The sequence below is a fragment of the Streptomyces boncukensis genome (genome assembly GCF_011045075.1).
In the GTDB taxonomy this organism is placed as follows: domain Bacteria; phylum Actinomycetota; class Actinomycetes; order Streptomycetales; family Streptomycetaceae; genus Streptomyces; species Streptomyces boncukensis.
This window is the reverse complement of the sequence record NZ_JAAKZZ010000195.1, coordinates 1-12,352: the sequence shown is the minus strand read 5'-3', so window position 1 is coordinate 12,352 and position 12,352 is coordinate 1. Positions and strand designations below refer to the sequence as shown.

The window sequence follows — 12,352 nt, the reverse complement described above, 5'->3', positions numbered from 1 at the left end:
GCGGGGCATCGGGCGGGCCAGCTCGCGGGCGAAGCGCTCGGGGTCGGCGGCGACGCGCAGCAGCTGGGTGGCGGCCAGCGAACGCGGCAGCGGTACGTCCCGGACGGCCGCGCGGGAGCGGCGCAGCTCGGCGGCGAGCGCGTCCAGATCACGGTCCCAGGCAGCCGTCAGCCGCACCTCCTCGGGCGTGAGCCCCTCCGGCCCGCCGCCGGTGTCCGGGGCCGGGGAGGGCGCCCCGGAGCGCTCCGGGGCCCCCTCGCCGGGCTCCTCGGCTCCCGGGGTGCCCTCCCCGCCGGCCCGGGTGTGCTCCAGGTGGGCCAGCACGCCGGCGGCAGCCCGGCGGCGCCAGGCGAGCGCTTCCTCGTCCAGGGGCAGCGGCCAGGGGCGCTCCTCGGCCGGCGCGTCCAGGGCCGGGTTGAGCGCGCCCTCGGCGGGGGGCTCCGCCCAGTGCTCGACCTCGCCGTGTGCGGCCCCGGCCTCGCAGTGGGCGCGCAGGGCGTCCAGGAACGCGGACGGACCGCGCGGCCTCTTCTGCGCGGGCCCCCACCAGTGGCCGGAGCCCAGCAGCAGCTTGCGGGGGCGGGTGAACGTCACATAGCCCAGCCGCAGCTCCTCGGTGGCCTGGTGGTCGCGCAGTGCCGTGTCGTAGTCCTTGAGCCCCCGCGCGCTCCACTCGGACACCTCGGGCAGCGTCGCGGCGTCGCCGCGCAGCGGGGAGGGCAGCACCTTGGCCTGGCTCAGCCAGGACTCGCGGGGCTGCTCGCTGGGGAACTGCTTGGCGACCAGGCCGGGGACGGCCACCACGTCCCATTCGAGCCCCTTGGACTTGTGCGCGGTGAGCACCTTGACGGTGTTCTCGCCGCCCGGCAGGGAGCTGTCCAGCCCCTTCTCGTACTGCACGGCGGTGCGCAGGAACCCGAGGAACGCGAGCAGTGTCGCCTCGCCGTCCAGGGAGGCGAACCCGGAGGCGATGTCCAGGAAGTTCCCCAGGGTCTCGCGGCGGCGTGCGGCCACCGCGTGCGGGGAGGCCGCCAGCTCGACCTCCAGCCCGGTCACCGACAGCACCCGGTGCAGCACGTCCATCAGCGGATCGGCGAGCGAGCGGCGCAGCTCCCGGATCTCGGCCGCGAGCCGTGCGAAGCGCACCCTGGCCTCGGGCGAGAACGGCAGCTCGTCCTCGTGCTCCCCGGATGCCACAAAGGTGTCCAGGGCGTCCGCGAGGGAGACCGTCTCGGCCGGGTCGGCGCCTTCCACGGCGGCGGCGAGCCGCCGGTCCGGGCCGCCGTCCGGCTCGCCCCGCCGGCGGCGTACGAGCAGCCTGGCGCGCCGTCCGAGCAGCGCGAGGTCGCGCGGTCCGGTGCGCCAGCGCGGACCGGTCAGGACGCGGACGAGGGCGGCGTTGGCCGTGGGGTCCTGGAGGACCTCGCAGACGGCGACCAGATCGGCGATCTCCGGCAGGTGCAGCAGCCCGGAGAGGCCGACCACCTCGACGGGGACGTCCCGCGCGACCAGCGCGCCCTGGATCCCGGCGAAGTCGGCGGCGCCCCGGCACAGCACCGCGATCTCACCGGGCGGGGTGCCGGTGCCGACGAGGTGGGCCAGCGAGTCGGCCAGCCACTCCAGTTCCCCGGCGTGCGTGTCCAGCAGCGCGCAGCGCACCAGCCCGTCCCGGGCGGCGCCCGGCCCCGGGCGCAGGGCCTGGACGCCCGCGTGCCGGGCGCGCAGGGGCGCGGCGAGCCCGTTGGCGAGCTGGAGGAGGCGACCGCCGCTGCGGCGGTTCTCGCTGAGGGAGAACCGCCGTGCCGGGGTGCCGTCGGCATCCGGGAAGTGCCCGGGGAAGTCGTCCAGGTTGGCGACCGAGGCGCCGCGCCAGCCGTAGATCGCCTGGCAGGGGTCGCCGACAGCGGTCACCGGGTGCCCCGTGCCGCCGCCGAAGAGCCCGGCCAGCATCACCCGCTGGGCGACCGAGGTGTCCTGGTACTCGTCCAGCAGGACGACGGAGTACTGCTCGCGCAGCGCCCTCGCCACTTCCGGCAGCCGTGCGAGCCGGGCCGCCAGGGCGATCTGGTCGCCGAAGTCGATGCGCTCGTGTGCGCGCTTGCGGGCGCGGTACTCCTCGACCAGCCCCGCCAGCTCGCGCCGGCCGAGCGCGGCGTGCGGCACCTTGCGCAGCTTCTCGTTGGTCAGGCGCACGCCTTCCAGCTCGGCGAGCAGCCGGGTGTCATGGACGCGCAACTCGTCGGGGGACACCAGGTGCTCGGAGAGTTCCGCGTCCAGCGCGAGCAGGTCCTCGACCAGGGCGCTGACCGTCTTGGTGAGCGCCTCGAAGGGACCGGCCGCCGTGCGCAGCACGCTCGCGGCGAGCTGGAAGCGGGTGGCGTCGGCGAGCAGCCGCGCGGTGGGCTCCAGGCCGAGCCGCAGCCCGTGCTCGGACAGCAGCTGCCCGGCGAAGGCGTGGTAGGTGGAGATCCTCGGCTCGCCGGGTGCGTCGTCCGGATCGGCCGGGTCGGGGTCGGTGAGCCCCGCCTTGACGAGCGCTCTGCGCACCCGTTCCGCCAGCTCTCCCGCCGCCTTGTTGGTGAACGTCAGGCCCAGCACCCGCTCGGGCGCGACCTGCCCGGTGCCGACCAGCCAGACGACGCGCGCCGCCATCACCGTCGTCTTGCCGGAGCCCGCACCGGCCACGATCACCTGCGGGGCCGGCGGTGCGGTGATGCAGTCCGTCTGCTCCGGGGTGAACGGGATACCGAGGAGCTCCTTGAGCTGCTCGGGGTCGGTGAGCTGTGCGGGCACCGTAGAGACGGTAGCCGCCGCTGCTGACAGCGCGGGCCCCGGGAGGTCCTCTCCCGGACGACGGGACGGTCATTCGACGATGTGACGCCCCTCCGGCTGGGACGGACAGACGCGGCGGAAGGCGCACTGGCCGCAGTGCTGTCCGGGCGACGGAGTGAACCGCTCGTCCAGCACCCGTCCCGCCGCGGTGGCCAGCAGCTCGCCCACCCAGTCGCCCTTGTCGCCCTCCGGTGACTCCTCCAGCGGCTCCTGGCGCTGTACGGCGGGCACGGTATCGCCGCCGTCCCGGCCGGCCGCGCCCTGGCGCAGCTGGACCAGCTCGGCGCCGCCCGGCGCAGGGCGCCGCCCGGCGAACAGCGGATCGGCCGCGCCTTCCCGCAGGGCCAGCTGGTAGACCGCGAGCTGCGGGTGGCGGGCCACCTCGGCGCCGGTGGGGCGGGAGCGGCCGGTCTTGAAGTCGACGACGTACGCGTGTCCCTCGTCGTCCGTCTCGACGCGGTCCATGCTGCCGCGGATGCGGACCGTGTGCTCCCCCGCCTCCAGGGTCACGTCGAAGGCGTGCTCGCTGCCCGCCGTACGGCGCCCGCCGCGCTCCATGATGTGCCACCGCAGGAACCGCTCCAGCGCGGCGCGCGCGCTGTCCCTCTCCTGCCGCGACTTCCAGGGCGCGTCGAAGGCCAGTCCGTCCCAGACCGCGTCCAGTCGCTCCATCAGCACCCCCAGGTCGGCGGGCGTGGTGCCGGTGGCGACCTCGTCGGCCAGCACGTGCAGCACGTTGCCGAAGCCCTGTGCGGCGGTGGCGGGCTCGTCGGCCCGGACCTCACGACCCAGGAACCACTGCAGCGAGCAGGTGTGCGCGAGCTGCTCCAGGGCGCTGCCGGACAGGGCCACGGGCTCGTTCCTGTCGCGCAGCGGCACCTCGGACCGGGTGGGCTCGTACAGCCCCCACCAGCGGTCCGGATGGGCGGCGGGGACCAGACCGTGCCCCTCGTCGTCCCGGAGCACGGCAAGCCGGGCGAGCCGCCGGGCCGCCGCGTCCCGCAGCGCGGGCGAGGCCGCCGGGTCGACCGTGGTGGCCCGCAGCTCGGCGACCAGCGCGGGCACCGTCAGCGGGCGGCGCGGCCTGCTGCTGACGGCCCGCGGCTCGACGCCCAGCTCGGCCAGGAAGCGGGAGGGCTGGTCGCCGTCCTCCGCCTGGGCGCTCACGGCCGTCACGACGAGGCGCTCCCTGGCGCGCGTCGCGGCGACGTAGAACAGCCGGCGCTCCTCCGCCAGCAGGGCGCCCGGGGGCAGCGGCTCGGCCAGCCCGTCGCGGCCGATGCGGTCGGGCTCCAGCAGCGAGCCGCGGCGCCGCAGATCCGGCCACAGCCCGTCCTGTACGCCCGCGACGACGACCAGCCGCCACTCCAGCCCCTTGGCGCGGTGCGCGGTCATCAGGCGGACGGCGTCGGCGCGTACCGCACGGTCGACGAGGAGGTCCGCGGCGATGTCCTGGGCCTCCAGCTCCTCCAGGAAGTTGAGCGCCCCGCGCCCCCCGGTGCGCTCCTCGGCGCGCGCGGCGACGGCGAACAGCGAGCACACCGCGTCCAGGTCGCGGTCCGCGTTCCGCCCGGCGGGCCCCCCGCGCCGCGCCGTACGCTCCAGCCGCCCCGGCCAGGGGGTGCCCTCCCACAGCGTCCACAGCGCCTCCTCGGCCGTGCCGCCCCCGGCGAGCAGTTCGCGGGTCTTGCGCAGCAGCAGTCCCAGGCGCTGGGCGCCGCCCGTCCGGGAGGTGCCGCCGGGCGAGCCGGGCGCGGGCTCGTGGGCGACCAGCCGGCCGGGCTCGGCGAGCGCCTGGGCCAGCAGGACGTCGGAGGGGCGCGGGACGGCGACGCCCGCCGCGCGCTCCTCCTCCCGCAGGGCGCGCCCGAGCCTGCGCAGGTCGGCGGAGTCCAGCCCGGCCAGCGGCGAGGTGAGCAGGGTGAGTGCGGTCCCGGTGTCCAGCGCGCCCGGCGCCGCGGAGGTGTCCGGCGCGTCCGCGTCCGCGACTGCGTCCGTATCTGCGTCCGCACCGCCGTCCGCGCTGCCGTCCGCGTCTCCCTCCGCGCGTCCGGCCCGTTCCGCCCGCCCGGCGCCGCCCGCCTCCCGTACGGCGCCCTCGTCGCGCTCGGCGCGCACCGCCGCCTCGGCGGCTGCCCGGAGCGCGGTGAGCAGCGGGGCGACGGCGGGCTCGTGGCGCAGCGGTACGTCGTCGCCGTCCACGTCCACCGGGACGCCCGCCGAGGTGAGGGCGCGGCGCAGCACGGGAAGGCTCCGGCCGCCCGCGCGCACGAGGACCGCCATCTCGCCCCAGGGGACGCCGTCCTCAAGGTGGGCGCGGCGCAGCAGGTCCGCGACGCTGTCGAGTTCGACTCCCGCCGTCGGGTACGTCATGACGTCCACCCGGCCGCCCGGACGTTCGGCCGCCAGCTCGCGGTGCGCGCGGACGGCCTCGGCGGGCAGCCGGGTCAGCGGCATGCGCCGGGTGAGCTCCCGGGTGGCGGCCAGCACTCGCGCTGCGGACCGCCGGCCGGTCCGCAGCACCCGTACGGGCGCGGGCGCCCCGGTGCGCTGCGGGAAGGCGTGCGGGAAGTCGAGGATGCCGTTGACGTCGGCGCCGCGGAAGGCGTAGATCGACTGGTCCGGGTCGCCGAAGGCCACCAGCGTCCGGCCGCCGCCCGCGAGCGCCCGGAGCAGCCGCACCTGGGAGGGGTCGGTGTCCTGGTACTCGTCGACGTAGACGGCGTCGTACGCGGCGCGCAGCCGCCCCGCGACCTCGTCGCTCCCGGCCAGCAGGACGGCGCGGTGGACGAGTTCGGCGTAGTCGAGCACGCCCTGCGCGTCCAGTACGTCCAGATACTGGGCGAGGAAGGCGGCCGCCGCGCCCCAGTCCGGGCGGCCGGTGCGGCGGGCGAACGCGGCGAGCGCGTCCGGGCTCAGCCCGAGCTCCCTGCTGCGGGCCAGCACCGCCCGCAGCTCGTCGGCGAAGCCCCGCGTGGTGAGGCAGGCGCGCAGCTCGTCCGGCCAGCGCACACCGGCGCGGCCCTCCCGCTCCAGGGCGAGCTGCCCCTCCAGCAGCTCGCGGATGTACAGGTCCTGCTCCGGCCCGGTGAGCAGCCGTATGGGCTCGGCGAACAGGTCGGCGTCCTGGTGCGCGCGGACCAGGGCGTAGCAGTACGAGTGGAAGGTCGTCGCCTGCGGGGCGCCCGCACCGCCCGCACCGGCCGCACCCCGCGACAGCCGGGCCGCCATCCGGTCGCGCAGCTCGACGGCCGCCTTGCGGCTGAAGGTGAGGACCAGGATGCGCTCGGGATCGCCGCCCGCGCGGACGCGCTCGACGACGGCCTCGACGAGGGTCGTCGACTTGCCCGTGCCGGGCCCCGCGAGCACCAGGAGCGGCCCGTCCGCGTGGTCAACCACTCCGCGCTGCGCGGCGTCCAACGCAGGGAGACCGGCCGGGGCCGGCGGAGTGCGCACCAGCCGGTACGCATCCGCACCCGAGGACTGCCGCTGCGCGCTGGACGGGATGCTGGACGGGATGGAGGAACTCACGTGGATCGCCTAGGGGAGGGTCTGTGCAAGGTGGTACAGACGCTACGCCCGCGGGCACAGGAGGCGCAGCGCTTCACTTCGGTACTCCGTACGGACGGCTCAGCGCATGGGGACGTGCCGCATGGCGGAAGCTGGTCTGTGTGAGCTGTCGCAGCCGGTGGTCACCCACCGCCCCCCGCCGGAGCTCCGGCACCGCCGGGACCACCGGGGTGCCCGGAACCCGCCGTGTGCCCGTCCCAGCGGGCGCGGCGCAGGTCGACGCGCGGGATGTGGCCCGGCGAGCGGGAGGACGGGCCGGCGGCCTCGCGCAGCGGAGTGCCCTCCGCGCGGTACTCCTCCAGGGCGCGCAGCTCCTCGCCGGGCAGCAGCACACCGTCCGCGCGCACCACACGCCACCAGGGCACCGCACCGCCGTACAGCGCCATCACCCGGCCCACCTGGCGCGGGCCGCCCTCCCCCAGCCACTCCGCGATGTCGCCGTACGTCATCACGCGGCCGGGCGGGATCAACTCGGTGACTTCGAGCACACGCTCCGCGTAGTCGGGGAGCTCTGCGGGGTCGGTTGCCATGCGCGCCATGGTGCCCTACACCGCCGTCAGCCGTACCGCGAGCCGGCCGCCCCCTCCGCGCGCCCCATATGCCCCCTCGTGCCACCAAGAGCCGCCCCCTCGTGCCACCATCTTCCGGGCGGTGACGGGCGCGCTGCTCCTCCGGGAGGCGGCTCCCGGGCCTCCAGCCGGACAATCGGGCCAGTCGGAACGAGCCGACCGGCGTTGCGGGACGAGCCTCAGTGATACGGGACCAGGACGAGACGACAGACGAGCAGCGGCAGGGCGACAGCTCCCTCAGCAAGGGGCCCCCTGGCGCCGAGCAGCCTGCCGCAGCGGACCCTCCGGACGCACCGGCCGCCGAGGAACCGCCGGAGGGCCCGGCCCACACCGACCGCGTCGAGATCGAGAGCGACGAGCCGCTGCTGTCCGCACGGGTGCACCGCCCCTCGGACCTGCTGCGGATGGGGCTCGGGCTGCTGGGTATCGCCCTGGTGCTCACCATCGCGAACTTCGCGCACGGCACCACGGCGGGCCTGGAGCAGGACATCGACAAGGGCACCGAGGACACGCCTGCCCTGCTGATCAACCTCACCGGGCTGGCGTCGAGCCTCGCCGTGCTGCTGGTCCCGGTCGCGTTCGCCATCGAGCGGCTGATCAAACGGGACGGGCTGCGGATCGCCGACGGGGTGCTCGCCGCCGTCCTCGCGCACGGTGCCTCACTGGCGGTCGACCTGTGGGTCTCGCGGGCCGCGCCGGAGTCCATCCAGGACGCGCTCACCAAGTCGATCACGCCCAGCGACTCCAGTACGCCCATCCACAGCTATCTGGCACCCGTTATCGCGTACATGACGGCTGTCGGCATGGCGCGCCGTCCGCGCTGGCGGGTGCTGCTGTGGGTGGTGCTGCTGCTGAACGCGTTCGCCGTGCTGGTCCCCGGCTACACGACGCCGTTCTCCATCATCATCACCCTGCTGATCGGCTGGACGGTCGCCTACGGCACGCTGTACGCGGTCGGCACCCCGAATGTGCGGCCCACCGGGCAGACGCTGCTGGCGGGGCTGCGCCGGGTGGGCTTCACACCGGTCAGCGCGCTGCGTATGGAGGACCCCGGCGAGCCCGAGAGGCAGGACAACGGCGACCGGGGCCGCCGCTACCGCGTCACGCTGGAGGACGGTCCGCCGCTGGATGTCACCGTGGTGGACCGCGAGCAGCAGGCACAGGGGTTCTTCTACCGGGTGTGGCGGCGGCTGGCGCTGCGGGGCATCAACCAGCGGCGCAGCCTGCAGACGCTGCGGCAGGCCCTGGAGCAGGAGGCGCTGCTCGCGTACGCGGCCATCTCGGCGGGCGCCAACGCGCCCAAGCTGATCGCCACCTCGGAGCTCGGCCCGGACGCGGTGATGCTGGTCTACGAGCACATCGGCGGCCGGAGCCTCGACGCGCTGCCCGACGAGGAGCTCACCGACGAGCTGCTGCGCACCGCCTGGCGCCAGGTCGAGGCGCTGCAGTCGCGCCGTATCGCACACCGGCGGCTCGTGGGGGACGCGCTGCTGGTGGATCGTTCCGGCGCCGTGTTCCTGACAGACCTGCGGGGCGGTGAGATCGCGGCGGGCGATCTCGTGCTGCGCATGGACATCGCGCAGCTGCTGACCACGCTCGGGCTGCGGGTGGGCGCGCAGCGGGCGGTGGCCGCCGCCGTCGAGGTGCTGGGCCCCGACGCCATCGCGGACAGCCTGCCGCTGCTCCAGCCGATCGCGCTCAGCCGCAGCACCCGCACCGAGCTGCGGCACCGCGCCAAGGAGCGCGCACAGCGCGAGCGCGAGGCGGTCATCGAGGCGTCCCGGGCCAACAAGGAGGCGAAGGCCAGGGATGCGCGGGAGGTCCAGGACGAGCCGGAGACACCGAAGCACCGCAAGACGCTCCGGGCCGCCAAGCACGCCGAGAAGAAGGCCATAGACGAGGCGCTGGAGGAGGCACGGGAGGAGGACCTGCTCGCGCAGATCCGGCAGCAGGTCCTGCTGATGCGCCCGCAGGCGCCGATAGAGCCCGCACGGCTGGAGCGCATCAAGCCGCGCACCCTGGTCAGCTTCATCCTGGGCACACTGGCCGCCTACTTCCTGCTCACCCAGCTGAGCCAGGTGCCGCTGGAGAAGGTGCTGGAGGCGAACTGGGCCTGGGTCGGCGGGGCCGTGGTCTTCTCCTCGCTCACCTATCTGTGCGCGGCGATGTCGCTGCTGGGCTTCGTCCCGGAGAAGGTGTCCTTCCGGCGCACCGTGCAGGCCCAGGTCGCGGGCTCGTTCGTCAAGCTGGTGGCCCCGGCAGCCGTCGGCGGGGTGGCACTCAACGCGCGCTTCCTGCAGCGCTCGGGAGTCCGCCCCGGTCACGCGGTCGCCAGCGTGGGCGCCTCCCAGCTGTTCGGGCTCGGCAGCCATGTGACCCTGCTGCTGCTCTTCGGCTACATCACCGGCACCGAGCACACCCCGACCCTCTCCCCCTCGCGGACCGTCGTCGCGGGGCTGCTGACGGCCGCCGTGCTGGCGCTGATAGTCACCGCCGTACCGACGCTGCGCCGGTTCGTCTCGGAGCGGGTGCGCTCGCTGTTCGCCGGTGTGGTGCCGCGGATGCTGGACGTGGTGCAGCGCCCGCAGAAGCTGCTGACCGGGGTGCTGGGCATGCTGCTGCTCACCCTGGCCTTCGTGATGTGCCTGGACGCCTGTGTCCGCGCGTTCGGCCACCAGGCGAGCTACGCCAGCCTCGCGGTCGTCTTCCTCACCGCCAACGCGCTGGGCTCGGCCGCGCCCACCCCCGGCGGTCTCGGCGCGGTGGAGGCGGCGCTCATCGGTGCGCTGATCGCCTTCGGGGTGCCGAAGGAGGTCGCGACGCCCGCGGTGCTGCTGTACCGGCTGCTGACGCTGTGGCTGCCGGTGCTGCCGGGCTGGCTGTCCTTCACGATGCTCACCCGGAAGGGCGCGCTGTAGCCGCCCTTTGGATGGTGCATCTGCGGGCCGGAACCCGCAGTCACCCTTGCATATGCGAGGTGCGGAGCCATAGCGTGCCGCATATGCGTTCTTACTCCATCGGCCGCGCCGCGCGGCTGCTCGGGGTCAGCCCCGACACGGTCCGCCGCTGGGCCGACGCGGGGCGGCTGCCCACGCACCGGGACGCGGGCGGCAAGCGGCAGATCGCCGGGGCCGACCTGGCCGCCTTCGCCACGGCGCTGGCCGCCGACCCGTCCGGCGACGACGGCGGGGAGCCGTACACCTCCGCGCGGAACGCCTTTCCGGGGATCATCACCGCCGTGCAGCTGGGTGACGTCGCGGCGCAGGTCGAGATCCAGGCGGGCCCGCACCGGCTGGTCTCGCTGCTCACCCGGGAGGCGGTGGAGGAGCTGGGGCTGGCCGTCGGGATGGAGGCGGTGGCCCGGGTGAAGTCGACCAATGTCCATGTCGACCATGTGCCGACCGACCGCGCCTGAGCGCTGGAGAGCCCGATGCCCGAGACGCCCCCGATACCCTCCGAACCGCACGGCGGCCCGCTCCGGGAGCTGCCCGGACGCCGGCGCTCCGGCTCCGGGCCGCTGAGAGCCGCTCTCGCGGCCTGTGCGGCGCTCGGCGTCGCCGCACCCCTCGCCGCCTGCGGCGGCGGCGCACACGGCAGCGACGGCGGCGGCACGACCACGCTGCGGGTGCTGGCGGCCGCCTCCCTCACGGACGTGTTCCAGAAGGCGGGCACGGCCTACGAGAAGGCGCACCCGGGCACCCGGGTGCGCTTCTCCTTCGCGGGGTCGCAGGCGCTGGCAGCCCAGGTGCGGGAGGGCGTCCCCGCCGACGTCCTGGCCACCGCGGACACCAAGACGATGGACGGGGTGCGCGGCGAGACCGGCGCCGAGCCCGCCGTCTTCGCCACGAATCGGCTGACCCTCGTGACCGCCCCCGGCAACCCGCACCGCGTCCGCGCCCTGAAGGACCTCGCGCGCGGTGACCTGAAGGTCGTGCTGGCCGCCGCCAAGGTGCCGGTCGGGCGGTACGGGCAGCAGGTCCTGGACCGGCAGGGGGTGGCGGTCGAGCCGGTCTCCCGCGAGGTCAACGTCCGCTCGGTGCTCACCAAGGTCGAGATGGGCGAGGCCGACGCGGGCATCGTCTACGCCACGGACGCGGCGGTCGCCGGCGGCAAGGTCGCCACCGTGCGGATCCCCGCGGCCCAGAACGCCCCCGCCAGCTACCCGGCGGCGCCCCTGAAGAGCTCCCGGCACAGCAAGGAGGCCGCCGCCTTCACCTCGTGGCTCCGCTCCGCCAAGGCGCAGAAGCTGCTGCGCGAGGCGGGCTTCGGGAAGCCATGAGCGGCGGCACCCGCCTCGCGCCCCCGCACGGACCGGACGCCCCGCGCACGGGCCGCGGCCCGGGGCGCACGGCCGCCCGCGCGCACAAGGGCCGGACGGGCCGCGCGCGCCGGAGCGCCGGGCGGGCAGGCGGCGGCGCACCGCCCGTACTGACCGCGCCCGCCCTGCTCGCGGTCGCCTTCCTGCTGGTCCCGCTGCTGGGCATCGTCACCGAGTCGCCGTGGCGGGGGCTCGGCTCCCGGCTCACCTCACCGGACGTCGGCCAGGCGCTCGGCCTCTCGCTGCTGGTGTCCGCCTGGGCGCTGCTGCTCTCCCTCGTGCTGGGGCTGCCGCTCGCCTGGCTGCTGGCCCGGGTCGACTTCCCCGGCAAGGCCCTGGTGCGCTGCCTGGTGCTGCTGCCGATGGTGCTGCCGCCGACGGTGGCGGGCGTCGCGCTGCTGCGCGGCTTCGGCCGCCGGGGGCTGCTGGGCGGGCCGCTGGACGCGATCGGCGTGAGCCTGCCGTTCAGCACCAGCGGCGCGGTGGTGGCCGCGGCGTTCGTCTCCATGCCGTTCCTGGTCATCACCATGGAGGGCGCGCTGCTGGGGCTGCACCCGCGCTACGAGGAGGCGGCGGCGACGATGGGCGCCTCCACCCTCCAGACGCTGCGCCATGTGACGCTGCCGATGGTGATGCCCTCGCTTGCCGCCGGTGCCGCCCTGTGCTGGGCCCGCGCACTGGGCGAATTCGGGGCGACCATCACCTTCGCGGGCAACCTCCCCGGCAGCACCCAGACGCTGCCGCTCCAGGTGTACCTGCTCCTGCAGGACGACCCGGAGAGCGCGACGGCCGTCTCCCTGCTGCTGCTCGCGACCGCCGGGGCGGTGCTCTTCGCGCTGCGCGGCCGGTGGCTGGGCCGGGGCGGCGCCGAGTAGGGCGCGCGGCGCGCCACCCGTACGCACCGCACAGCGCGCCCCGCACCCCTGGCGCGCGCACGATGACACTCCCAGCCCCTCCCCGGGAGGCGTCCGATGCCGAGCCCTGTGTCCGCACGGTCCACCCGGTCCGCACGGCTCTGTCTCTTATACACAACTGACGCTGCCGACGAACCTTCGAGTGTAGA

Annotated in this window: 7 protein-coding genes; 4 read left to right on the top strand and 3 right to left on the bottom strand. The window is 75.4% G+C overall.

Annotated features, from left to right (window positions below; all coding sequences use genetic code 11):
• The 3 genes from G5C65_RS19210 to G5C65_RS19200 all read right to left on the bottom strand — a co-directional run.
• Positions 1 to 2,793: UvrD-helicase domain-containing protein (locus G5C65_RS19210; protein ID WP_165300107.1), on the bottom strand; the 2,793-nt coding region annotated here is incomplete at its 3' end.
• Between the two features lie 69 nt (positions 2,794 to 2,862).
• On the bottom strand, positions 2,863 to 6,363 hold the full coding sequence (locus G5C65_RS19205; protein ID WP_165300106.1) for an ATP-dependent helicase: 3,501 nt from the start codon (positions 6,361 to 6,363) through the stop codon (positions 2,863 to 2,865).
• A 161-nt stretch (positions 6,364 to 6,524) separates the two neighbouring features.
• On the bottom strand, positions 6,525 to 6,941 hold the full coding sequence (locus tag G5C65_RS19200) for an MGMT family protein (protein ID WP_165300105.1): 417 nt from the start codon (positions 6,939 to 6,941) through the stop codon (positions 6,525 to 6,527).
• Between the two features lie 212 nt (positions 6,942 to 7,153).
• Here G5C65_RS19200 and G5C65_RS19195 point away from each other — a divergent pair, with 212 nt between their 5' ends.
• The 4 genes from G5C65_RS19195 to G5C65_RS19180 all read left to right on the top strand — a co-directional run bounded on the left by G5C65_RS19195 (position 7,154) and on the right by G5C65_RS19180 (position 12,164).
• The gene (locus G5C65_RS19195; RefSeq protein ID WP_165300104.1) at positions 7,154 to 9,889 is read left to right on the top strand and encodes a flippase-like domain-containing protein; all 2,736 of its coding nucleotides are present in this window, start codon (positions 7,154 to 7,156) and stop codon (positions 9,887 to 9,889) included.
• Positions 9,890 to 9,972: 83 nt separating this feature from the next.
• Positions 9,973 to 10,386: a TOBE domain-containing protein gene (locus G5C65_RS19190; protein ID WP_165300103.1), complete on the top strand. Its 414-nt coding sequence runs from the start codon at positions 9,973 to 9,975 to the stop codon at positions 10,384 to 10,386.
• Between the two features lie 15 nt (positions 10,387 to 10,401).
• The gene (gene modA / locus G5C65_RS19185; RefSeq protein ID WP_165300102.1) at positions 10,402 to 11,250 is read left to right on the top strand and encodes a molybdate ABC transporter substrate-binding protein; all 849 of its coding nucleotides are present in this window, start codon (positions 10,402 to 10,404) and stop codon (positions 11,248 to 11,250) included.
• Entirely contained in the window at positions 11,247 to 12,164 is a 918-nt protein-coding gene (locus tag G5C65_RS19180) for an ABC transporter permease (protein ID WP_165300101.1), read from the top strand. The genes modA and G5C65_RS19180 overlap by 4 nt, the downstream gene beginning before the upstream one ends.
• Positions 12,165 to 12,352: the final 188 nt, after the last annotated feature.

Bases quoted from the DNA above. Each gene is read 5' to 3' on its own strand.
- G5C65_RS19200 (WP_165300105.1), bottom strand. From the start codon at position 6,941: ATGGCGCGCATGGCAACCGACCCCGCAGAGCTCCCCGACTACGCGGAG.
- G5C65_RS19190 (WP_165300103.1), top strand. From the start codon at position 9,973: ATGCGTTCTTACTCCATCGGCCGCGCCGCGCGGCTGCTCGGGGTCAGC.
- modA (WP_165300102.1), top strand. From the start codon at position 10,402: ATGCCCGAGACGCCCCCGATACCCTCCGAACCGCACGGCGGCCCGCTC.
- G5C65_RS19180 (WP_165300101.1), top strand. From the start codon at position 11,247: ATGAGCGGCGGCACCCGCCTCGCGCCCCCGCACGGACCGGACGCCCCG.